General features: G+C 45.2%; 21 protein-coding genes. 11 read left to right on the forward strand and 10 right to left on the reverse strand.

From position 1 onward, the window contains the following. Positions 1–79: 79 nt before the first annotated feature. The 4 genes from GGU45_RS19145 to GGU45_RS19160 form a co-directional block, all read right to left on the reverse strand. Positions 80–775, reverse strand: a complete 696-nt coding sequence (locus GGU45_RS19145) for a hypothetical protein (RefSeq protein WP_435227506.1) — start codon at positions 773–775, stop codon at positions 80–82. 11 nt (positions 776–786) lie between these two features. After that, positions 787–2,718 (reverse strand): hypothetical protein, encoded by a 1,932-nt coding sequence (locus GGU45_RS19150; RefSeq protein WP_435227507.1) that lies wholly within the window; start codon positions 2,716–2,718, stop codon positions 787–789. Positions 2,719–2,830: 112 nt separating this feature from the next. Beyond that, positions 2,831–3,046, reverse strand: a complete 216-nt coding sequence (locus GGU45_RS19155; protein ID WP_435227509.1) for a helix-turn-helix transcriptional regulator — start codon at positions 3,044–3,046, stop codon at positions 2,831–2,833. Positions 3,047–3,079: 33 nt separating this feature from the next. Beyond that, positions 3,080–3,292, reverse strand: coding sequence for a helix-turn-helix transcriptional regulator (locus GGU45_RS19160; RefSeq protein ID WP_435227510.1), 213 nt, complete (start codon positions 3,290–3,292; stop codon positions 3,080–3,082). A 435-nt stretch (positions 3,293–3,727) separates the two neighbouring features. On the opposite strand from GGU45_RS19160, the gene GGU45_RS19165 reads away from it, so the two are divergent. The 3 genes from GGU45_RS19165 (at position 3,728) to GGU45_RS19175 (ending at position 5,757) form a co-directional block, all read left to right on the forward strand. Continuing rightward, entirely contained in the window at positions 3,728–4,210 is a 483-nt protein-coding gene (locus GGU45_RS19165) for a hypothetical protein (protein ID WP_435227512.1), read from the forward strand. A gap of 170 nt (positions 4,211–4,380) precedes the next feature. Beyond that, positions 4,381–4,998 (forward strand): hypothetical protein, encoded by a 618-nt coding sequence (locus GGU45_RS19170; RefSeq protein WP_435227514.1) that lies wholly within the window; start codon positions 4,381–4,383, stop codon positions 4,996–4,998. Positions 4,999–5,187: 189 nt separating this feature from the next. Beyond that, a complete protein-coding gene (locus GGU45_RS19175) occupies positions 5,188–5,757 on the forward strand; it encodes a hypothetical protein (RefSeq protein WP_435227516.1) in 570 nt (189 codons plus the stop codon). Between the two features lie 682 nt (positions 5,758–6,439). Here GGU45_RS19175 and GGU45_RS19180 read toward each other — a convergent pair. Beyond that, entirely contained in the window at positions 6,440–6,658 is a 219-nt protein-coding gene (locus tag GGU45_RS19180; RefSeq protein ID WP_435227517.1) for a helix-turn-helix domain-containing protein, read from the reverse strand. Positions 6,659–6,872: 214 nt separating this feature from the next. Here GGU45_RS19180 and GGU45_RS19185 point away from each other — a divergent pair, with 214 nt between their 5' ends. Together GGU45_RS19185 and GGU45_RS19190 are read left to right on the forward strand one after the other, a co-directional pair. Then, on the forward strand, positions 6,873–7,484 hold the full coding sequence (locus GGU45_RS19185) for a hypothetical protein (RefSeq protein ID WP_435227518.1): 612 nt from the start codon (positions 6,873–6,875) through the stop codon (positions 7,482–7,484). Between the two features lie 19 nt (positions 7,485–7,503). Continuing rightward, the gene (locus GGU45_RS19190) at positions 7,504–8,136 is read left to right on the forward strand and encodes a hypothetical protein (protein ID WP_435227520.1); all 633 of its coding nucleotides are present in this window, start codon (positions 7,504–7,506) and stop codon (positions 8,134–8,136) included. Between the two features lie 201 nt (positions 8,137–8,337). Here the strand turns inward: GGU45_RS19190 and GGU45_RS19195 are convergent, their stop codons facing one another. After that, a complete protein-coding gene (locus GGU45_RS19195; protein ID WP_435227521.1) occupies positions 8,338–10,317 on the reverse strand; it encodes an OmpA family protein in 1,980 nt (659 codons plus the stop codon). A gap of 974 nt (positions 10,318–11,291) precedes the next feature. Further along, positions 11,292–11,741, reverse strand: coding sequence for a hypothetical protein (locus GGU45_RS19200; RefSeq protein WP_435227523.1), 450 nt, complete (start codon positions 11,739–11,741; stop codon positions 11,292–11,294). A gap of 391 nt (positions 11,742–12,132) precedes the next feature. On the opposite strand from GGU45_RS19200, the gene GGU45_RS19205 reads away from it, so the two are divergent. The 5 genes from GGU45_RS19205 to GGU45_RS19225 all read left to right on the forward strand — a co-directional run bounded on the left by GGU45_RS19205 (position 12,133) and on the right by GGU45_RS19225 (position 17,321). Further along, a complete protein-coding gene (locus GGU45_RS19205) occupies positions 12,133–13,272 on the forward strand; it encodes a cystathionine gamma-synthase (protein WP_435227525.1) in 1,140 nt (379 codons plus the stop codon). A gap of 338 nt (positions 13,273–13,610) precedes the next feature. After that, positions 13,611–14,882, forward strand: a complete 1,272-nt coding sequence (locus GGU45_RS19210; protein WP_435227526.1) for a Fic family protein — start codon at positions 13,611–13,613, stop codon at positions 14,880–14,882. Positions 14,883–14,906: 24 nt separating this feature from the next. Continuing rightward, positions 14,907–15,542, forward strand: a complete 636-nt coding sequence (locus GGU45_RS19215) for a Uma2 family endonuclease (protein WP_435227527.1) — start codon at positions 14,907–14,909, stop codon at positions 15,540–15,542. 6 nt (positions 15,543–15,548) lie between these two features. Next, a complete protein-coding gene (locus GGU45_RS19220; RefSeq protein WP_435227528.1) occupies positions 15,549–16,337 on the forward strand; it encodes a TIGR02757 family protein in 789 nt (262 codons plus the stop codon). 282 nt (positions 16,338–16,619) lie between these two features. Further along, positions 16,620–17,321, forward strand: a complete 702-nt coding sequence (locus tag GGU45_RS19225; protein ID WP_435227530.1) for an SIMPL domain-containing protein — start codon at positions 16,620–16,622, stop codon at positions 17,319–17,321. Positions 17,322–18,638: 1,317 nt separating this feature from the next. On the opposite strand, the gene GGU45_RS19230 is transcribed toward GGU45_RS19225, so the two are convergent. From GGU45_RS19230 to GGU45_RS19240, 3 genes are all read right to left on the reverse strand, one after another. Beyond that, positions 18,639–21,491, reverse strand: a complete 2,853-nt coding sequence (locus tag GGU45_RS19230) for an outer membrane beta-barrel protein (RefSeq protein WP_435227531.1) — start codon at positions 21,489–21,491, stop codon at positions 18,639–18,641. A gap of 88 nt (positions 21,492–21,579) precedes the next feature. After that, positions 21,580–22,557, reverse strand: coding sequence for a glycosyltransferase family protein (locus tag GGU45_RS19235; RefSeq protein WP_435227533.1), 978 nt, complete (start codon positions 22,555–22,557; stop codon positions 21,580–21,582). Further along, positions 22,523–23,401 carry a UDP-2,3-diacylglucosamine diphosphatase gene (locus tag GGU45_RS19240; RefSeq protein ID WP_435227535.1) on the reverse strand — a complete coding sequence of 293 codons (879 nt, stop codon included), beginning with the start codon at positions 23,399–23,401 and terminating at the stop codon, positions 22,523–22,525. The genes GGU45_RS19235 and GGU45_RS19240 overlap by 35 nt, the downstream gene beginning before the upstream one ends. Before the next feature lie 210 nt (positions 23,402–23,611). On the opposite strand from GGU45_RS19240, the gene GGU45_RS19245 reads away from it, so the two are divergent. Further along, on the forward strand, positions 23,612–24,307 hold the full coding sequence (locus GGU45_RS19245; protein WP_435227536.1) for a YjjG family noncanonical pyrimidine nucleotidase: 696 nt from the start codon (positions 23,612–23,614) through the stop codon (positions 24,305–24,307). Positions 24,308–24,312: the final 5 nt, after the last annotated feature.

The raw sequence follows: 24,312 nt of genomic DNA on the forward strand, positions 1-24,312 counted from the left end.
TCTTCCGTTTTCATTTGTGCATATTGTGTTTAAAGTTAAAAAATCGAATCCGTTATGACTCGATTTTAACTTACACACTTTATGAAACAGTGTCATAATTAATTTGTAGTGCCTCTTGATAAATTTCGTCATAGGATGTAAACCCATCGGCTCTTTTCTGTTTGAGATGTACGAAAGAATCTCTTAGTTTCTTTAACTTCCGTATGGTCATCGCCCGCGATGAGTGCAGTTCACAGAAATTTCGACCATCAATTTGTGGAATTATTTTGGAAAATTTATCTTCAAAAGAAACCCATCGTTCAACATCTTGCTTTGACATCTGTTTTCCTTTAAATGCTATTTTTTTATAATCCGGCAGCATTTGGTTCATGAAAGCTTCCAGCGCAAGACAGGAAAATACAACTCCAATAGAAGCCACTTTAAAAACATAGCTAAACGGTACCGCCAGATCATAGTCGTTATTTGTTCGCTTCTTTTGTAAAACTTCATTTAACTGATTTCGTGCAGTATCAATTTGTTTTACCAGATCGTATGCTATTGAAAAATAACAGGAGACAGGGTTGGGCTCTAATAAAATAAATTTCTTTTTATTGTATTTAAGTTTATTAACGCCGAAAACCTCATTATCCGTGACGTACATAAACTGAAACGTTGGGTCATCAAACGCTTCTTCAAAAGACGGTTCGGGATCAATTGGTGCAATTCCTCTTAAATTAATCCTATTATCACCATGAGGATTGTGTCCAACACTTTTATAGCTGATTTTTGTGCCCATATGGGAATATTTTATTCTTCGGATCTAAATAAATCAACGGCATTGACCTCTGTCTTCTTAAGAAACTCTTCTTTCTTTTGATAAATACGAATTAACATTTGATGGAGCTCTAATTGCTCTTCGGAAACCATGGTTGATAATGTTCTTATTAGTTCCTCTGCATAACGTTTGATTTTCCATATATAGTATGGCAGCAGAGTGTTGTTAAAATGAGCATTATGAACAATTAGATTCCTAAATCTATATATCATCGTAATATCTTCTTTGATGGTGTTTATTTGTGAACGAAGAGCTTCCAATCTATATTTGGCGTCGTGATAAAACGAATGAATCTCTTCAATTTGATTTTTGTAGAACTGATTAGGTTCATACTCTTGAATTTTTTTTACATTTTTTACGAATTTTTTTAGGTAAATCGGTTGACCTATAGAAACACATAGATCCGCCTCTTTAAGTAGAGCTGTTGGGATTCCCAGTCGATTAAATATTGGACTTTCGGGTTTGCCTAATATCCTGTAATGACTATGTAAATCCCAGCCATATTTATACAGAAAAACGAATATGTAGTTGGATGAAATAATTTCCTGAATTAGATTAACCTTGGGCATGTTTTTTTCCAAGATATCTTTTGTAACATCGATTTGAGTGTTAAATAAAGTTTCTAACGATATCCAGTAATTTAGAAGTTTGTCTTCATCTTTTGATGTGTTTTCTGCTTTGCTGAACCAGTGTATGGCATTTAGTATTTGAGATACTGCTTTATTAGCGAAACTTGATTTTTCAAAAAGAAATAGATATTTATTAAGCTCTGTAGTATGGCTTTTTATTTTTTCTAATTCTATGGAATGATAAATTTTTTCGTCATAATCGTCTTTTCTTCTTGCATGAGAGGTATACAAAAGTTCCCCATCTTTTTCTATTATAAACTTTGAACTATCAACTTCTATTGGTGTTTTTGTATTGTAAAAATATGTAAGTAAATCAATCTTGCTGTTTATTGCGGTTAATGCTAATTTCAATGAAGATTTTGGAAGAAGATATTGTGCTTCCGTCACGACCTGCAATAAATTAGGATATTTCGTTTGATCCTCATTATAACGATGAAGGTTTTCGTGAATCGCTTCTTCATCATCGATTATGAATCGCTTTTTATTTAATGAGTATAATGTTATGTCATCGAATTCCCATATCCCATTTCCTGTAATGCCGTGAATGGCAAAAATGTATCGAACTGTTTCCTTTTTTTTGTAGTAATAGTTAGAAAGATATTTAATTCTGCTTATAATACTAAGTTTATCGATTTCCTCTTTTATTGCTTTGGCGTATTTGTTCCAGTTTGTTTTTCCGTTTTTATAATTAAAGGATTTCTTATCCTGCGAGTGGGGAAACTTCGTATGTAAAAACGTGCTGTTCTCTTCATTTTCGTATTGATATGTGTCAAATAAATTGTTTGGGAATCTCTCTATATCCTTAAGGTCGTAGCCTTTTTTAATAAATTCAACAATTATGTTATTTGTAAGATTGCTTATCGAAGAAATAAAGCTTTTGTCAATTGGATCGGGGCTATCAAGAAGGGAAATCAGTTGTTTCAGCGCTGTATCGAAATATAATCCCTTTGAGAACTTTTCAAAAATAAGCTTTGATTGTTCTGATATGTAACTGATCCTATCTGTTGGCAGTATTGTAATCAAGATATTAAACTCAGTGGAAAAAGAATCCTTAATTACCTTGTCTTCTTTATAATACTCTCCAAGTTTGTTTCGGAAATACTTCTTGTTTTCGGATTTGTCAAATCCGTTGTCTTCTATTTCGATAATAATATCTTCTATTAGGCTATGTGGGCTGTATAGGGTTAGACCATAAGATTTATCCAGAAAGTTGCTAATTAAATCTTCCCAATGGTCAATCCAAAAGTTTACGCGTGGGCCAAAGTTGTTCCTCATATATTCTTACTTCAGTTTTGGGTATCTTTTGGCAAAATCAAGTTTCAATTGCTTCTGGCTTTCCGTATATATATTGTGACGATTTACTAAGTTGGCAACTGGGTGTAACATTTCATTTCTTCCCTGTCACCAGCATCTCACACACTTCCACCCCTAATACTTCCGCAATTTTAAACAGGGTTTCAACCGTTGGCTGGTTATCATTCGTGCACCATTTGGATACAGTAGTTCTACTTACGCCTAATTGTTCTGCCAGCCAAATATTTGACTTTTCATTTTCCAGCAAGACTATTTTAATCCGATTATAACGTTTCTTTTGTGTTACCATGGGCAGTATTTACATTACTAACAAAGTAGCCACCTACTTTTCCGTACTTACCAATAGCTCACGTACATCCACTTTCAATATTGCGGCAATATCAAACAAAGTTTCGAGCGTAGGCTGCTGATCATTCGTGCACCATTTAGAAATAGTACTTTTATTCTTACCTAATTGTTCGGCAAGCCATAAATTAGTTTTGTCCTTATCGGCCAGCACGCCTTTAATCCGATTGAGTATTCGCTTTTCTGCCATATTAGTAGTGGATTTCACCATTTAATTGGCAATATAGGAAACCTAAACCGATGGATTTTCATGCCAGGAAGCTGAAATAAGGAACTAAAAAATATTTTTACAGAAATAAATTTCTGTTTTTCGGAAATTTATCTTATCTTGGTATTGAAAATAAAAAATTGAATTATGATACACAATCTCATTTTTGACAGCAGATAATCGTTATCTCAAACATAAATTATAAAGCGCATTTGCTTTTATTCTCGTACTGAAAACTACGACCTTTCAAAAAATCCGGGATTAAGGTAAATCGCTCATGCTTCTCTTTATTGTATATTTAAAGATTAAAGCGTGGGCGTTCTTATTCGGATTTGGGGTGTCGTAGCCCTTCAGTACGGTAAGGACTAACCCACGCTTCTTTTTTGGGTGTGGCGGTCCGGCTTAAAAATTTTCCAGTTGCTAAAACCCATCGCTATGCACGCCGTTACTACACCAACGCAAAACACCAACCCCTTTAATGAAGAGCAATGGCTGCCCGTGCTCTTTTTACTGGCAGATACCCAAACCTGGCTGCAACAATTGCAGGGGGCGCATCTGCGCCAGCTACCCGTAAAAAACCAAAAAAAGCTGCTGCGCAAAAGCTGGTACCTCAGCGCAAAGGCCCTGGCCCATATATTAGAGCGCCATTACCACAAGGTAGCCCGCCACCCGCTCGCCGGCAAATTTACCATACCCATACCCGCCATCGTGTCCGCCATAAAAGATGCGGCGCAGCAAACGCCACAGCAGTCCCCGCCCGGCGGCCATTGCCAACGCGTATATGATACCGGGGCCACCATCGGGTATAACAGCCGAGGCCAGCCGGTTAGTACAATAACCGTAATAACGGATGCCGCGGGGGAGATCATTACCGCCTTCCCCGGCGCGCCAGACCTGTGAGGGCTGCACGCGGCTACAACAGCAAAGGCCGGCGTTGGCCCGCCGGGCCCCCTAAGAGCAGCCAGCTTGCGCTGGCGATAATAGTACTTCAGAGATTTCTCCTCCCGATCGTTCGGGACGCTGCGCTCCGGTCGAAATGACGAAAAACCTTCACCCCAAAACAAAAATTTATGAAAAACAAAAATGCTAAAGACCCGTTTGAAACCCTTGGCTGGAACCACATTATGGTTACAGATCCCTACCAGGTTTTTGCCATCAGCTTTGATTTTGCAGACATTGGCGCCTTTCGCAAAACCATACGGCAGGTGCTGCTATCTGCGGCCGGCAATAAAGTGCACAAAAAAAGCGAGCCGACCCATGTGCTTTGCATGTTCCGGGCCATACGCTCTGTAATGCTGGCGGCGCACCGGCTATACCGGCAGGGCAATACCTGTGTGCTGCAAATAGAGCCGGGGCAGTTTGCTCAAAAGCGGCTGTATGCCCGGCCGGATGGCCGCTGGGCAGCGTGGGCGTACCTGCCCAAAAACCTGTCCACAAAAGAGTACCGGGATCCTTACCGGGTATTTCGCCACTTTTTTAAATACCAAACCCTTGCACAGTGGCAGCAAAGCATGGCGCAAATGCTGGATTATGCGCTGGCCAGCAATACCGGCCATGAGGACCTTAACCTGCTAAAGCTGTATTTACACCTGACCCGGCTAATGGAAGCGGCCCACCTTATTGATGTGCGGGAGGTTACCCATGTGGGAGGCCTTTTAAAGCCTGCTGCGATTGCCCAGAGGCGCTGAAACACTGAGGGCTTTGGACTTCTTTTCTGAATTAAAAGCAGGGGCCATTGCTGTAGCATGATTCCAAACGTTCGGAACTGCGTTTCAGTGGCAATGACACAGAATTTCAGGGGTACAGGAAACATAGGGCACCACACATCGCCCCGCTAAAGATTTCATTATTGTTATAACCTTTAAAAATTAAAACCGATGCAAAAGATCAAAACTGCCGATCCTTTTCATACAGAAAGTTGGTGCCTGGAAGCCACCACCAATCCCTACCGGGCATTTTTTCTTTGTTTTGAACATGCCGGGGATATTGATGCCCTGCGCAAAATACTGCTGCATGTATTGCTCTTTATTGAGCAGTTTGAACCCCAAAAAGAAATACCCGTGTACCGCGTTTGCTGTGCTTTTATGGCCTTTCACTCTGTTATAGCGGCGGCCCATTACCTGTACCGGCAGGGCCAGCCGAAGCCGGCGGGCAAACAACACGCGCCGCAGCACCACAAGGCAGAGGAGGAGCGGCAACCCGGCCGGGAGGAGCCCACAAGTTTTGCCTCCTACTTTATATCTGCCAGGGAACGTGCTAATCCTTATGAAGTATTGAAAACATTTTTTGGGTATCAAACCCGGGAGGAGTGGACCATCGGGCTGCACCTGGCGCTGTATCATTGTTTAATGGACCGCGCCATTGGTTTGGAAATGGACCTGTTTTCCCATTGGTTTTACTTCAGCAAACTGCTGGAAGCCGCCTGGCTAATGGCGGAGCAACAGTGACGTTGCCCGTAATTTGCGTGCTCCATTTTTGTGTGATTGCAATGCCTGCTTATTGTAAATAGGGTCTGTTGTTTAACCCCGATGTCCAGGCTTTTTCTTCCACTTTTCTCCCGGTCAATCGCATGTGCGTCAGGTTAAGAACAGATCATGTTGCCATGAAATGTAGTACGGGTAAGCCTTTCGCGCCAAAACGATCGCATTTTTAATGGCAAACAGGCGCAGCGCGCCGTTGACCCTTATAACGATGAACCTCCAAAACCTCCCGTAGCCGCAGCGCGGCGGTAATTTCCTGTGCACTGCTTGTACAAACCGCAATGATTACCGGTGCGCTGCACCTTTATCGCTCGTATGGTCGTTTACTAACAGGATCAGCGCTGCGCTGCAGCTCCCGGGGCAAAAATTAACCTGACGCGCATGCGATCAATCGGGAATGAAAAGTGGAGCAACCGACCGAAGGGAGCTCATAAGGTCCATTAAAAAAATAATAGATCAGCGAATAAAAATCTTGTCCGCCCCAAGGCGAATTCCGCCCAACAGGAATTGAATAGGCCCAGGTATTTTCGGTTGGCGGAATCGATAAAACCGGCGTTGCAGGCTTAGTTATGATGGCCTTTCACACCACCTTGCATTGATGCTGATAGAAGCTACAAAAAAGTTTAGTGCAGGGATTTACCCATAACTATTATTGCCCCATCAGCCTTATACCCCCGCACACATACTCCAGCAGGTCAACGGGCCTTACATCAATGGCCAGTGCAATCAGGTACAGTTCATCGGCTCTTAAATGGCTTCGCTCATTCAATGTAAGCTCATTCATTCTTGCCTTTGAAAGACCGGTTTTGCGCGCCACTTCCGATTTGTTAACGGATTTCTGGGCTAAATAAAGTCCAAGTTTAGTCATTGATTATTAGGTTTTTCTATACACTTATGAAGACTAAGCGAAAAGAAAGATAAAAAAAATATACTTTTATTTGGAGAATTATAGGTTTGTTTGTACTTTAGTATTGATTTTCTATACAAGTGTTTATAAAAATTGATTCTTCCATGCGGTACAATAGCTCTTAATTAAGCGTTTCATTATCGTAATTAATAGTTAACCCCAAAAAACAAGACACATGAAAAACAAAAACAACAAAGACCCGTTTAAGACTACCTGCTGGTACGGCCAGCCCATTCATGATCCCTACCAGGTATTTGCTGGTTGTTTCAGCAATTCGTCTGTTTCTTTTTACCGGGATATGATCCGGGAGACACTGCTGCATGCAACAAAAGCAGCCATCTACAAAAGAACAGACCCGGCAGCGGTGTACCTGTGCTTTAAAACCATACGCTCTGTAATGCTGGCTGCCTACCGTATAAAAAACAGAACAGGAGTGCTGCTGGATGAAACCCTGATGCACGGCCCGCTATACTGTAATGAACCGGAAGATGAGGGGTATTGCTGGGCCAGCTTTCCCCGGGTCTTGTCGGAAGAAGCGTACAGGAATCCCTACCATGCCCTGCTCCATTTTTTTGAATTTCAATCGCCCCGGCAATGGAAGGCCAGCCTGCAAACCATACCGGGTCGTGCGTGTACCTTTTTTGTGGATCCAGCTGAACTGGATGTGCTGGATCTTTACCTGCACCTGGTACAGCTCATGGAGGCGGCACACCTGATCAATGTGCGGGAGGTAACCCATGTAGGCGGCCAGCTTAAGCCGGGTATGTATTTACAAAACGAGTTTTAAATCAATAAAAAATAAACTTATGAAAAACTATATCAACCAGCTGAACGGTAAAGAACAGAATGCGGTGCATTGTATTAAAAAACTGATTGCTACCCAACTGGATCCTCTTCTTATTTATTGTTTTGGTTATAAAACCTCGGTAAGTACCCGGCGAAGCGCTTTTGTGAAAAAGCAGTTTGCAGAAGAGCGGCATTTTACCTGCGATCTGCTCATCATTACACCCAGTGCTGTAACGGTGGATGAAGAAAGGCGCGCCGCCATACAGGAAATGGTGGCACATTTTGGAACGGTAAACATGGTTATTCATCCGCTGGGTTTTGTATTACGACAGCTTGATGAGGGCAATTTGTTTTTTAGCTGGGTACATAAAAACGGTATGCTGCTGTACGACCGTAACAACAGCCTGCAATTACTGCCGCCGCCTGTGGGCGCAGAGTATTTGTCGCAGGCAGCGGCGTTTTATACCGCTGATCCTGAAATGGCCGGCTATCTTGAGGTAAAACTACAGCGGCTGGTAAAACGGCCAGCCCAACAGGAGAAGCCTTCCTTTCCCCGGCCGGTAGAAATACGGCTTACATTGGATCCGCAGCAGGGCTGGCAACCTGCTGTAACAAAAGCCGCTGTTGCTAACCAACCCACGCCCAATAATTAGGGTCTGCTGAATAGCTCATGGTCAATCAAATTCGGCAGTGCTTGATAACAGAAAAGGGGAAAATCGATATGATCTTTTTTATTTATAGCAGTCCTGAATATAACTGGCAACGGCTGTAATGGCCGGGATGTACCGGCGTATCAACAAAAAAGGGGCCCTTATGCAGCCCCTTTTGTTTTATCAGTAACCGGCTCCTGGTTATTATTCAAGAACGCGGATCTCTGTTCTCCTGTTTTGCTGGTGTTGCTCTTCTGTGCAGGAAATACCGTCTGCACAATAGTTGACCAGCTTGGTTTCACCATAGCCCTTTGCCCGGAGGCGGTTGCCCTGGATGCCCTTGCTGACAAGGTATTTTACGGCAGCTTCCGCCCGTTTTTGCGAAAGCTTCAGGTTATAACTATCGCTGCCCCTGCTGTCGGTATGAGAAGAAAGCTCTATGCGGATGGTGGCGTTTTCTTTCAGCGCCTTTACCAGGTTGTCCAGCACCAAAGCGGCATCCGGCCGGATATCGGCCTTGTTAAAATCGTAAAAGATGTCCTTTAATACAATAGAGGCGCCTTGTTTGAACTCCATTACATCCAGCTCCAGGTCTACATACATTACTTTATTCCTGTTGAGCCCCTTTGTGGTGATCTTTTCCTTGTTGGAAAAATACCCTTTATGTTGTGCTGATATTGTATAGTCGGTATTGGGATCCAGCAGGTAAACAAAGGCTGCATTTGTATCGGATGTTTTTTGCTGCACGGAGGCCTTGTTTTCGTTGGTGAGCATTGTTTGTATAAAGGGCAGCAGGTTTTTTGTTTGCTTGTTGATGGTTTTCCCTTCCAGGGTAAACCGGGCATCATTGTGCTGCAGCTCTTTAATAATGGTGGTGTTCCTTGTTCTGAAATCGGCATCGGTAATAATGGCCTCTGTGGTGCTTACTCCGTTTTTTTCACCAATGACCCGGTACCGGCCGGCCCGTACATTAGCATAGGCGGGTATTAGGCCGTTGGCATCCGTAACCGCGGTAAATGCTTCGCGACTGCCTTCATTGATTATTTTTACCGCTACATCTTTAAGCGGTTGCCCGGTGGGCTGGTCGGTTACTTTTATAATGATGTTTTTGCGTACGATCACGGGCGGTGCCGGTACTACTGCCGGTGGGGGAAGTGTGGGCGCTGCTGTGGGTTGCGATCTGCCCAGCCATATTCTAACTCCCAGACTGGCACTGATAAAACGCAGTGGTTTTGGGCCGGTGATGTCTTTGCTATAGCTGGTTTTGTCGCTAAAGGCTACCGGCGTGGCATTGCCGTTCATAAGCACGGTGCCGGTAGCATTGCCATCAAAGGCCTGGACACTCTTTGTTGCGGGGGAGGGTATATGCCAGTAGTCGGCGCCTGCATTGATGGAAACCCTGGGCGATACAAAGTAGTTGATGCCCGCACCACCCCGGGCAATAAACTGCACGGTGGATTTTTCTTTTACCTTATCCGGGTCGTTGGCGCCGCTGGCGGTATAATCGTCATAAAAAGCCTTGCTCATGGCATATTGGGTGTAGTTGCCATCAATCGATACATTGGCCTTGCCCACAGTTACGGGTGGGTTAGTGGGCGTATTATAGTTGTAAGTAAAGGTATTGGCTGAGGCCCCGTTACCTTTTACATAGTAGTAGCCAAAACGCTGCAGGGCAGCCCCGGCCTGTGCGTACACATTTACCTGCAACCTTCTTTTTCCCAGCCATATATTGGGGCCCGTAAGGGCATAAAAGTTCCGGTAGTTTTTGCTGAGTGTAAGCGTTCTTGTAGTAGCCGGCATCTGGTAATACTGACCATCGGCTTCTCCGGCATCCAATGCATTTTTAAAAACGGCCTTATTGCTTAAGCCATTTAAAATGTCTGCGGCAGCCGGGTTAAATTCCATGGAGGCTTTATTGCGCTGTACATTGAGTGTGCCCAGGGCCAGCTCCCAGCTAAAGGCCTTTTGACGCCATCCGCCATTCAGTTCTGCAAAGTATCCGCTGTTGAAGTAGTAAAGCGGGTTTTCTGCAAGTGTTTGGTTTTTGAATATATAACCGCCGCGGGCGCCCAGGTACCAGGATGGCTGTGCATCAGGATAACGTTCGGTATTGTTTTGTTGCGCGTACGCATACTGCAGGCATTGCAATAGCAACAGCAGCAGTATAAGGTTTCTTTTTCTCATATATAGGGTATTGATTTATTGCGCGCAAAAATACAAAATGCAACAATACGAATGCCCCGGCGAACTCTGCGTTTAAAATCTAACCGCGAGGTGCGCAAGGAATCCGCAAAGCCCGCAATGGGGGCTTGATAGAATGTCCTGGCGTTCGTTGCGAAAAGCCTTCGCGAACTTTGCGTTTAAAATCTAACCGCGAGGTGCGCAAGGAATCCGCAAAGCCCGCAATGGGGGCTTGATAAATGTCCTGGCGTTTGTTGCGAAAAGCCTTCGCGAACTTTGCGTTTAAAATCTAACCGCGAGGTGCGTAAGGAATCTGCAAAGCCCGCAATGGGGGCTTTATAGAATATCCTGGCGTTTGTTGCGAAAAGCCTTCGCGAACTTTGCGTTTAAAACCTAACCGCGAGGTGCGCAAGGAATCTGCAAAGCCCGCAATGGGGGCTTGATAGAATGTCCTGGCGTTTGTTGCGAAAAGCCTTCGCGAACTTTGCGTTTAAAATCTAACCGCGAGGTGCGTAAGGAATCCGCAAAGCCCGCAATGGAGGCTTGATAGAATATCCTGGCGTTCGTTGCGAAAAGCCTTCGCGAACTTTGCGTTTAAAACCTAACCGCGAGGTGCGCAAGGAATCCGCAAAGCCCGCAATGGGGGCTTGATAGAATATCCTGGCGTTTGTTGCGAAAAGCCTTCGCGAACTTTGCGTTTAAAATCTAACCGCGAGGTGCGCAAGGAATCTGCAAAGCTCGCAATGGGGGCTTGATAGAATGTCCTGGCGTTCGTTGCGAAAAGCCTTCGCGAACTTTGCGTTTAAAATCTAACCGCGAGGTGCGCAAGGAATCCGCAAAGCCCGCAATGGGGGCTTGATAAATGTCCTGGCGTTCGTTATGTTTAAAGCCGGTTGCCTTATAAAAAAAAAGGGAGAGAACAAGAATGTTCCACTCCGTATTATACATGAGAAATGTCTGAGTTGAAAAGAGCGATATTAGATATCTCCTCTTTTGTACTTTGCTGTTTGCGTAACGCTTCCGTTATTATCAGCAGCTACGTTGTAAAGATTCCGGGCGTCACGTACCACAATATGATAATTGGTTCCTTCTGCACTGGTTACTTCTGTAACACCGTATATTTCTTTACCATCGTATTTCTTTTTTATCTTATACAGGATATTAGAAGGAAGGTTGTTTTCCTTATAGTACCTGATCGTGCGGATCAGTACCCCGTTATTGTCGATCACAGCGCGTGTGGATATGGATCCGGCACGGAAACTGGCCTCGTTGTAATCAGCAGTTGTATTCCATTGTACATTCTGTGCATTGGTAAAGATAGCATTAAATGTTTTTAATGCTTTCGCATTTACATTGGGATTTGCTGCAACAGCAGTCATCGCGTTTAAACCCAGGGACAGAGCGGCGGTCAGAATAAAGAGTTTCATTTTAAAAGGTTTTATGCCTTAGCGGCGGTTTTAAATTTTTTATTGGTTTGTTAAATCAAAAGTAGTATCGGGTTGCACTATCTGTCAAGTGGTTTGGGGTCAACTACCCAAGAAACGGGGTGAACGGTTGATTTCTCCGGGTAAAACTTCTCATTTTCACTGACAGTAACTCCTCCTTTAACTTTTTGATCCCTTACAGGATCATTGAAACGCGTTTGTATATATAAGTCGCACCAACTGCTTATATGTTACAGCCTTCACATGAAAAAAATGTTAAGCCTTTCATAATTAGGCTCATGGCTCATTTACGAACGTTCCGTAGTTTTGGTTGGGTGCACCGGATGGTTTCAGTGCCGGCAATACCTACCTTTGTGCCGCAAAACAGATGAATATGAAGCTGAACACAAAAATCATTCACGCAGGAGTGGCCCCCGATCCTTCAACAGGGGCAATAATGACGCCTATTTACCAGACATCCACCTTTGTACAATCAGGACCCAATCAGCACCAGGGTTATGATTATTCAAGGGCGGGGAATCCTACACGAACCGCCCTGGAACAGTCGCTGGCTGCATTGGAAAATGCCCGGCATGGCCTGGCATTCAGCAGTGGTGTGGCGGCTACAGAAACGGTGATCAAGTTATTAAAACCGGGTGATGAGGTTATTGCCGCCAATGATATGTATGGGGGCACTTACCGTTTGTTCTCAAAGATCTGGGAAGACTATGGGATCCGGTTTATTTATACAGATACCACCAATACGGACAATATTGCCCGTGCGGTAACGGATCACACAAAACTGATCTGGATCGAAACGCCCACCAATCCCCTGATGAATATCACCGATATTGCGGCAGTTGCAATTATTGCAAAAGAGGCCGGGGCGCTGCTTTGTGTAGACAATACCTTTGCATCGCCTTATTTACAAAACCCAATGGACCTTGGAGCCGATATCGTAATGCACTCTGCTACCAAATACCTGGGGGGGCATAGCGATGTGGTAATGGGGGCCCTCATGTTTAACAGTGATGAACTGCGCGAACGTCTGTTCTTTATTCAGAAGAGCAGCGGTGCAGTACCCGGCCCTATGGATTGCTTTTTGGTACTGCGCGGTATTAAAACCCTGCATGTACGCCTGCAGCGCCATTGCGAGAACGGCAGAAAGGTGGCGGAGTTCCTGGCAGCGAGTGAAAAAGTTAAGAAAGTATACTGGTGTGGTTTTGAAGATCAGCCGGGATACGCTGTTGCAAAAAAGCAAATGCGCGACTTTGGCGGAATGATGAGTTTTGAACTGAAGGACGACTCAACGGAGGCGGCTACTAAAGTGCTGACTGCTACAAAAATATTTGCACTGGCAGAAAGCCTGGGCGGAGTGGAGTCACTGATCAACCATCCGGCTTCGATGACACATGCTTCCATTCCGCGGGAAGAACGCATTAAGAACGGGTTAAGCGATTCGCTGATCCGGCTGAGTGTAGGTATTGAGGACGCAGACGACCTGGTAGAAGATCTGAAGCAGGCGATCGGTTAAACGATGCGTCTGTCTCATAAATGTAAAATATCAAATGAAGAATGTAAAATGAAAAAGGAGTATTCGCTTATGAAAAAAAACTTGTCGGTTTTAACGAGGCTCACTTCTGCATTTTTTATTGGGTGTTTGATATTTTACATTTTACCGGATCTTTATTAAAGAACGTTTTTTTATAACGATTGAATTCATCTTTTTATCGCCCCGATTTATTGGGGGGCAATAAAATGAACAGCCCCTGAATCCCGCTTATTAATTTTTTGATCACCGTTCAAAAAATGTGCATTCTCTCCTGTAAACCAACTATCTTGCAGGTAATTGGTCAATTAAAGGATCATTTTATGAACAGGGAATTACCGGAAGCAGAACAAACAGCACTATCGCAAACCATTCTCCAGATCAACAACGGCTACCTCGATTGGGAAAAAGTACAGCACATGACCCTGAAACCGGAAACACTTTCCAATGCGGTTATATGGGCGGCTGCCCGGCAGGCCCGCGGGCAGGGCTTTACACGAAACCTGGTCATTTTTGATCAATCATTTACCTGGTCTGTTTCCAATGATATGGAAGCGGCTTTACACGACCTGGATGTGCACCTGGCAGGAGGACAGAATATTGCCGCCGTACTGGATCAAAAAAATGACCACCGCTACCTGGTAAATGCTGCGCTTGATGAAGCGATGGCTTCTGCACAATTGGCCGGCTACCCGGCTACCCGTAAGATGGTCCGGGAGCTGCTGCTGAAAAAGAAAACGACCGCTAATGAAACCGAACAGGCGGTTGTTAATCTTTATAAATGCCTGCAAAAAGTAAAAGAGTGGGACCAGGAGCCTTTTTCAGAAGTCAGGCTGCTGGAGCTGCACCAGCTGCTGACAAAAGATACGATCAAATTAAAAGGGATCGGTCGCTACCGTACCAATAATAAGTACGATGCTTCGGGTATTGAGCCTGCAGCGTCCTACAGGGCCGTAGATGCAAAAGCCATCCGGCCCTGGATGCAGTGGCTGGAGACTTTTATCAACGAAGACAAAACCCCCTTCTTTATTCACCCGGTAGTAAAAGCCTGTATCATTGCTTACCTTGTTACCTATATCCGTCCGTTCAGGGATGGTAATGGACGCATGGCCCGGCTGCTGATGTATGGGTACCTGCTGCGTAAAGGTTACTGGGCTACAAAGTATACTGCGGTTTCTAACGTCATCATTAAATTAAAGGCGCAATATCAAAAATCGTTTTTACAGGTAACGGCTAATGCCGATGCCGGTTATTTTATTCATTTTATGATCCAGGCCCTGCGCATGGCCGATCGCTCATTAAAGGAAAGCCTGCAACGCACCAATAAAGAAAAGGAAAGCAACCCGTTTGTTGCAATCGAAGGGCTGAACCCGAGGCAGGCCGCTGCACTTCAATGGATAAAGGAAGAACCGGAAAAGATCATAACCATACGCGAGCTGCGGTCCGGCTTTGGCGTATCAAAGGAAACCGCGCGAACGGATCTTACCGCATTAACCGAGGATGGGTGGCTGAAATTTTATCATCTCAATAAGAAGACCTATGCCTTTGTAAAAGGCGATGGTTTTGACGGGTTGCTGCAGGAAAAATTAAAATAGTAACTTCGTAAAAATGCCAGCAGTATGGGAACGGTACAAATGCATCCGGAGGTTATTACAGATATCAGCCAGTTAGATCCTGATAAAAAGTATTCCTATGCTGATTATCTGAAGTGGCAGTTTGATGAATATGTGGAACTGATAAAAGGAAAGATCTTTCAAAAAATGTCACCCGCACCGGTTCGCGAGCATCAGCAGATTGTTATGTCGGTCAGCCGGGAAATTAGTTTGTTTCTAAAAAATAAGTCCTGCGATGTGTACCCGGCGCCCTTTGATGTGCGCTTACCATCCTCAGGTATAACAAAGGATGAAAAAACCTACACAGTGGTGCAGCCGGATATCAGCGTGATTTGTGATCCTTCAAAACTGGATGATCGTGGATGTGTGGGAGCCCCGGATCTGATTGTGGAAGTGGTATCCCGCGGTACTGCTATACGCGACTGGAACTTTAAGTACAATCTTTACCAGGAAACTGGTGTAAAGGAATATTGGATCATTGAACCTGTGGACCGATCCGTTACTATATTTATTTTAAATGAAGAAAATAAATATGTGCAAGTGGCTGTATATGCAGCGGAGGCCACCATTCCGGTATCGGTACTGCCCGGCTTTTCCATAAAATGGGACGATATCTTTATGCGGAGCAAAGACGAAGTATAACAACCAATGATTGAAAAATCACTAAGCACATTTCTTAATAAAAAAGTGGATGCTTACGAACGGCCGGATTTTATTGCCGATGACCCGATCTCTATCCCCCACCTTTTCTCCACTCCGCAGGATATCGAGATCGCAGGCTTCTTTGCTGCGATACTGGCCTGGGGCAACCGGAAGAGCATCATCAATTCCTGTAAGCGTTTGCTGCAGCTGATGGACCAGGCGCCTTATGATTTTGTGATGCATTTTGAGGAAGCTGACCTGAAGCCTTTTATGCATTTTGTGCACCGCACATTTAATGCAACGGACCTTTTTCATTTCCTCGATTTCCTGCAGCATCATTATAAGATCCAAAAACAGGGATCGCTGCAAACCGCGTTCAGCCGGCATTTACAGCCCGCAGATACCACGGTGGAGCCCGCGCTTATTGGTTTTCGCCGGTCTTTTTTTGATGCAAAGATCTTTCCGCATTACCCGGCACGCACACAAAAACATATTGCTACTCCCGAACGTAAATCGGCCTGCAAACGGCTGAACATGTACCTGCGCTGGATGGTACGCAGCAGCAAAAGAGGGGTGGATTTTGGTTTGTGGCAGGACATCCGGCCCTCGCAGCTGATCTGCCCGCTGGATTTGCATGTGGCCCGTGTAGCCCGGCATTTTAACCTGCTGCAACGACCCAACAATGACTGGCAGGCGGCCCTGGAGCTTTCAGAACACCTGCGGCAGCTGGATCCCCGGGATCCGGTAAAATATGATTTTGCCCTGTTTGGCCTCGGTGTTATTGAAAAGTTCTGATTGATCCGCATCAACATCCTTGTAAAAAGAACGTTAAAGAGAAAAAAGCGTTGTGTAACCGAAAAACATCCCACATCATTAAGGCAGTTATACTTCGTCCGGGATGAATTAATAAGTTTTTATCCCTTGCTCAGTATAAACAACCTTATTCATTGAATGATTCATTTAAAATTTAAACACATGAAATGACCATAAAAATTTTCGAGCAAGTTTATGATCGGAGCGATGAAAATTTTTATGCAAAATTCCATGTGACCATTAAAAACAACAAAAAAGAAACACATGAAAAAGTTATTCGCAATCGCATTATTATCATTGGTGGCTTCAGGAACCGTAAGCGCGCAGTCTGTTGACCTCAGGAGGAAGATCAATGTAAGCGGCACTGCAGAAACCGAGATCACGCCCGACATCATTTATGTAAGTATTTCGCTGAAGGAATATTTTGAGAACGGGAACAGCAAAAAACGTGTAGACATTTCCAAATTAGAAAACCAGTTGTTTGCCGCTGTGCAAAAAGCCGGTTTTACAAAAGAGCACTTAACCATCAGCAACCTGAACAGCTGGGCCAATACCACCGGAAAAAAGAAGAACCCGGACTTCCTGGCCAGCCGTCAGTATCTTTTAAAAGTAAGTGATCTGAACAAGCTGGATCAGATCCTGGGCGGTGTGGATTCCAAAGGGGTCCAAAGCACCGGCATCCAGAGTTATGATTACTCAAAAATGGAAGAGCTGAAAAAAGAGCTGAAGATAAAAGCGCTGAAAGCCGCAAAGGAGAAAGCCACCTATATGGTAGAGGCCCTGGGCGGCACACTGGGAAATGTACTGGAAATACAGGATGGTGGCGACAGCCCTATGCAACCTGTAATGTACCGTAATTATGCTATGAAGGCTGAAGCTGCTGATATGGCCGGCGGCGATGCTGACCTGGATTTTAAAAAGATCAAATTAAGCTTTACCGTAAATACCGTATTTGAAATTAAATAGGATTTATACTGCGTCCCTGCTCAATATAAAAACACGATAGATAAAGGGACTGTCTCAAAAGTCGCTTTACAGCATGATGTCGTTCTGAAGAATAGATCCCGGGCTTGACCCGGGATCTATTCTTGTTTCAGCATCTATTGACGAACAATCATCATTAGATGCCGAAACAATCCCGATCGCATGCGCGTCAGGTTAAGAACAGATCCTGTTGCCATGAAATGTAGTACGGGTAAGCCTTTCACGCCAAAAAGATCGCATCTTTTAATGGTAAACAGGCGCAGCGCGCCATTGACCCTTATAACGATGAGCGTCCAAAACCTCCCGTAGCCGCAGGGCGGCGGTAATTTCCTGTGCACGGCTTGTACAAACCGCAATGATTACCGGTGCGCTGCACCTTTATTACCTGTATTGTCGTTTACTAACAGGATCAGCGCTGCGCTGCAGCTCCCAGGGCAAAAATTAACTTCACGCGCATGCGATCGCCATCGGGACGGCATGACAAAACAGCGACTTTTGATACAGCCTTTTTATAGATTTAAAATAACCAATGTAGAATCAGCAGGCAGGCAGCTATCGAATGTAAAAGTAGTGAGTTCGTTGCGATATCCTGATCTTTCCTTAGTCAATAGGGAATCAATGCCGTTTCCTTTAGCACATCAACGTCTAATGAATATTGCTCACTCCCGATAGCGATCGCATGGGCGTCAGGTTAAGAAAGACGATTTTAATATAAAACGCCCCGGCAACCGGCAGTTTATATTATACCGGATTAAATAAAGAAATGGGTAAAGGCGCCGAGCGCCGATAGTATCTGTAGCTTGAAGCAACACAACGGATATTCCCAGCCGCAGCGCGGCGGTAATCTCGTGCGGGGGGTGTTATTACCGGTGCGCTGCACCTTTTACGCTGCTTATCCCCGTTTACTAATGGTGTCTGCGCTGCCCTGAAGCTTTCCTGTTAGCAAAATTAGCTTGACGCCCATGCGATAGCGATCGGGACTCAGATTCTCACAGATTGAAAGATATTAAAATATAAAACGGATCCACTAACAGTTGGCCCCAGCTATAACCTCTGTGCTTCAGTGCCTCAGTGGCCACAAAAAACGCTGGAACCGGGTTGTTAGATGGAATTTTCACAGAATAGCTGCAGACTCCAAAACTTCGGGGAGGCTTATCGCCAACTTTCCCAGTGACATACCTTAAGGAAACGGTATTGAATGGTCCATTGGATATAAAACAGGGTTCAACCTGCCGGCTGGCCTGGAACCTTAAGCCCGGCCGAACGGCATTCGGCCGGCCGGGCTTTAAACGTTGAACATTACCATAACGACCATCCGCCACCCACTTTCTTTTTGGCGCCGGCGGGGCGCAGGTTGTAGGTAAATGTGGCCAGGAAGTACTGCCCCAGGATATTGCTGTAGGTGGTACGTACGGTATTCTGGTAGGGAGTAATATCGGTATTGCGGGTCTGGTTCAGCAGGTCGTTACCATACAGCCGCAGTACCGCGCGTTCATCTTTAAAGAACGTAAAGTTGACCCCGGCATTCCACATAAACATTCTCCGGTATTGCGGATCGGCAAAAGCATTGTTGTTCAGGTAGCGCAGTTCGGTATCAAAAATCACATGTTTTATATACCGGAAAACAAGCTCGGTACCCAATGTCTGGTCAAAACTCCGGGCGGGCGTAAACCGGGGGTTGGTGTTTTTTACGCTCATATAAGAGAAGGAGTAGGCCGGTCTTACTTCCAGCTTATCGTCCCAGTTAAAACCCAGGTTGCTCCATACATTACTGTTCAGCCACTTTTGATTGCCGGGGGCTTCGTTGTAAAAGAATTTACTTTCCCGATACTCCGTCCAGGTGCCAACGTTCCAGGAAAAAGTAAAACTGTTCTTATATTTAATGTCCTGGTTAAGCCCGAAATTGGCGGCAACACGTTTGCTTCCGTCTGCATTTACAGGCTGTATGGTTTGGATGCCGCTTTCATCTACCGTTATACTTTGCACCACATCATTATTGGCAATATAGGCCTCGCCCCAGCTCCATACATTGAGGTTGTTTTTGGGATTGAAGGTATTCAGGTTGGCAGAAACCTGGTTCATGATCGCTGGCAGGAGCCCCGTATTTCCCAGGTTAATGACATAGGGGTTGGTATTATTGCGGACCGGGATCAGGTACCGGTACTCCGGCAGCTGCACATCCCGCGAGAAGTTGACGGTTAGTTTTTTATAAGTGATCTCCAGTTGCGGCAATACATTGCTTTGTTTCTGGATCAAGGGATCGGGGATATAGGATACCTTGTTTTCAAACTGCTGGTACTGGTAGCGGACGCCGGGGGTAATGGCAAGCCCTTTGTGTTTAAATTCGAGCCCTGTACTGGCCTGGTATTTATTACTGTTGCGTAAGAACAGGCTGCTTAGGTCATTATTCTGCTGATCATACCGGGCTCCGTCCTTGTCAAAGGTGGCCACATCATTTTTCAGGTTTTCATACTCATATCGTGTTCCTGCTCTCAGAAACCATTTTTTACCCAGGGGCTCCCGGTAGTTGATACCCGCATAAGCAAACCATGTCGGAATCTGTTCTGTCCGCAACTGGTTGGTAAGACTGTCAAACTCCCTGGGATACCTATAACGGATCAACGCATCTGTATAGCTATCCGTTTTTTTCCGGTTCCATACAATGCCCTGTGCAAAGGAGATGCGGCGGCCGGTCTTGTTTTTAGACAGCCGGGTCAGCGAAAAGTTCTCCCTCAGGATATTATTGCGGGTATCCCCGTTGATACCTACATTCCCATTGTTCAGGTCTCCTAAAATATTGCTGATGCCGCTTTGGTTGTTCTGGCTTCGGTTGTTTTCGCCGCCAATAATATAATTGGCTGTTGCGGTGATCGTGGTGAGGGTATCTGGTTTTAAGTTCATTCCAACACCAAACGTGTGTGTATTGCCCCGGAGGACCGTATTATAAAGCGACTTGTTGGTAATAACGGTATCTCCGTTAAAGATCCGGGTGTTGTTATCCGTTTCTACATCGGTATGTACCTGCCCAAAGTAGTATTGCGCAAAAAACGATTTTTTCTTATTGGGCGAATGGTTCAGGTTAAAGCCCAAACCATTACTGGTAGTAACTCCGCCCAGGCGCGACATGCCACCGAAATTGATCCCGTTAATGGAGATATTGGAGCCAAAATTACTGTTGTTGCTGCTGTTATTACCGCCGCCTGAAACGTTGCGGTTACGGCCTAAACCACCTGTTTGCATAAGGTCGCTCCATCCAAAACCCGGCCGGTTCAGGTTATTACTATATCCCAGCAAACTTACCTGTAAGGTATCGCGGAAGATATTGGCAATGGCCCCACCTTCAAACCGGCTCCCGTTCATACCACCGCCGCCACCTGCATAGGCTTTGCCAAACAGACCTTTTTTGACGCCTTTTTTAAAGGTAAGATTGATGACCTTTCCCACATTGTTCAGGTTGTCGTCCCCGTTTTCCAGCAACTCGTCCTTATCATCGGTTACCTGTATTTTATCAATTACATTGGAGGGCAGGTTGCGCGATGCCATTTTAGGATCACTGCCAAAAAAGTTCTTTCCGTCTACCAGGATCCGGTTTACCCGTTTCCCGTTTACCATAATATTCCCCTGCTTATCTACCTGTACCCCAGGCAGTTTCTTCAGCAGATCTTCTACCAGGGCATTGGGCAGGGTTTTAAAGGCATTGGCGTTAAATTCAACCGTATCTTTCCTTATTACCATGGGCGGGCGTTCAGCTACTACCAGTACTTCGTCCAGGTCCTTTGCATCGGGTGATAAGGTTATCGTTCCCAGGTTAAGAGCGGGCTCTGTGCCCGATAGCCGGAACTCTTTGCGGTACACGCCATAACCGGTAAAAGACACAATGACCCGGTAGGGTAATGCTGCCGCAAGCCCGGGAATGCGAAAGGCTCCGTCCTCTCCGCTTAGCCGGTAGGTAACCACTGTGGTATCGGATGCTTTGAATACAGTAACTGTTGCCATATACAGTGCCTTGCCTGTAGTGGAATCAACAAGCTTTCCTGTAATGACGCCCTGCGCATGTACACTCAGGGCACCAAAAAATAAAAGGATCAATAGAGCGGCCCGGCTGTAAAACGACAGTGGCCTGGAAATGGTTTGCATATCTACTACACGCAATACCCGGAAAAATGTTACAGAAAACCGCGGTGCATTTTTTAAAAATCATTGAAAGGCTGGCGGCTGATCGCTAACAGCTGTTCAGCATTTACCCAAACAACCGCTCCATACTTTGGGGAATGGTCTTACTATAATCCATCTGTATGGGCTTGTATTCGTTCTGCCATTTTTCAAATTGCTGTTCAAAGTCTTCCCCGATCCTGGAGAGCGTCATTACGCCCATTTCCTTTAAGGCTGCGGCATTGCAACATTGCTCATATTGCCCGCGGATGGGGATGGCCATTATTTTTTTGCCCAGGTGCAGGGCTTCTGAAGGCGTTTCAAAGCCTCCGCCGGTAATGATCTCCCGGCAATGGATCAGGCTGGTGTTAAACAGTTGCCGGTCTACCGGTATCAACCGGATATTGCCGGTATCCGTTACCGTACGGACCTGCCTGCTGAAGATCTCGAACCGGTGGTCCCTAAATTTTGAAAAGAGCTGCTTCAGTTCCTGGTCGCAGTAAGATGGAAGGTATACGGTGATGTGCCCCTGGTCCACCGGTGTTGTTTCCCGTATCTCTTTTTTGATAACGGGCGTAAGAATAAAATCGTCATAGGACTTAAAATGCAGGCCCAGGTAACGTTCGCCGCGGGCATAGTTCTTCAGCATCCATTCGCCCGATCGGCTTACCGCTTCCGGGCGGGGCACTTTATGGCTCTGGAAGCTGGCCTGGTGCCCAAAGTTTACAGATGGGATCTTCTTTGACCGGCAGGCGGCCGCGGTGATGTATTCATAGTCATTGATCACAAAATCATAGTCCGCTACCGGCAGCGCGCGGATCTCCTTCTTTAAAGCCAGTGGATTTACATGCCGGGCTATTTTCCAGTAATCGAGGCCTCCGTTACAGGTGTAATAGAGGCTCAGCCCCTTGCTCCGGTATTTAACAGGTGCATCCAGCCGGAGGTTGCTGTTATTGCCGCTCAGGAAAATATCAACACTGCCATATTGTTTTAAATAGGGCAGCAGCTCCATAGCGCGGCTGATATGCCCGTTACCGGTAGCCTGAACGGCGTAAAAAATTTTCATTATTATTGGTATCGGATAATGCGTGTAAATAAAAAGCGATTTCATTGGTAAGCACAGTGGCGCTGGTTTTTTGCTTTACCGCGCGTTCTGTTTTCATCTCCTTTTCATTGTAGGTATACAGGCTCCATTGATTGTCGTAGTATTCCAGTGCGGTCATGTGCTCCATCCAGTCGCCGGAATTCAGGTAATGTACTGATCCCTTGGGCGTGCACATTTCCTTTTGCTGCGGTTGGTGAATGTGACCGCAAATGACGGCATCAAATTTTTTCTCAATAGCCAATTCGGCTATTTTGGTTTCAAAGGCGTCGACGTTCACGATCCGTTTATTGAACTGCTCCATGATCTTCCGGGAGAGCGAAAGCTTTTCCTTCCCAAAAAGATGAGAAACGGCATTCATCCATTTGTTAAATACCAGCAGGGTGGCATAGCCATTGCTGCCCAGCTTACCCCAGAATTTTGCCTGCCGGGTGGTAGTATGATCAAATACATCCCCGTGAAAGATCCAAACTTTTTTCCCGTTAATTTCGATCACTACTTTATCCGTCAGCAGAAAGTTTCCCAGTTCCAGATCGGAATAGCGGCGCATACACTCGTCATGGTTACCGGTGATATAAATAACGCGGGTGCCCGTTGAAAGTTTATTGAATATTTCCTTGATGGCGGAGATATGGTCGGCGGGGAAGTACCGTTTACTGAATTGCCATCCGTCGATAATATCTCCGTTCAGGATCAATACCCGCGGATCAATACTTTTCAGATAAGCAGTGAACTCCCGTGCCCGGCTTGCATAAGTGCCCAGATGCAGATCTGATACAACAGCTATTTCAACGCGGCGTTGGGACATTATAATTTCTGTTTATCAAATTTCCGTAGCCTGTGTAACAGAACTATTACCTTAATGTTATAATAATATTATCTATGTAAGATTGGCTGTGCCACGAATGAACGAATAAGCGCAGCTGCCGTTGCGTTAAAAAAAGGGTTATAGAAAATGTTATGCACCATTCGTGCATTCGTGGCCAGACAGCGTTGGTCTTTTTTGTATTTTGCGGCCATGAAGTATAAACATCTGTTTTTTGACCTGGATCATACCTTATGGGATTTTGATGCCAATGCAAAGCTGACCTTGCAGGACCTGTATGACACATTGAAACTGGAGGAACGGGGCGTTGATGATTTCGGGCGTTTTTACAGGCAGTACCTTGAACATAATACAAAACTATGGGCCCGTTACCGGAATGGCTTTATTAAGCAGGCAGAGCTGCGGGTGAAGCGGATGCAGCTGGCGTTGCTCGATTTCAAAATAGGCGATGAACCGTTGGCACAGGAAATGAGCCGGCGCTTTTTAGAGATGCTGCCCACCCGGAATATCCTGTTCCCTTACGCTGCGGAGATTCTGGATTATCTTACTTCAAAAAATTACCGGCTGCACCTGATCACCAACGGGTTTGAAGAGGTACAGCATCATAAGATCAATAACTCCGGGATCAATCACTATTTTGATAAAGTGGTTACTTCTGAAGGTTCCAATAGTTTAAAGCCCAATAAGGAAATCTTTGATTTTGCGTTGGCGGCAACCGGTGCCCGGAAAGAAGAAAGCATTATGCTCGGCGATGATCTGGAGGCCGATATCATCGGCGCTGCCAATGCCGGCCTGGACCAGGTATACATCAATCATGTAAATAAATTGCCGGGTTTTAAACCCACCTATACGGTGTATTCATTAAAGGAGTTGGAGGCTATTTTTTAGTGCGT

It is taken from the genome of Niabella hirudinis (genome assembly GCF_051201075.1).
Classification (GTDB): Bacteria; Bacteroidota; Bacteroidia; order Chitinophagales; family Chitinophagaceae; genus Niabella; species Niabella hirudinis.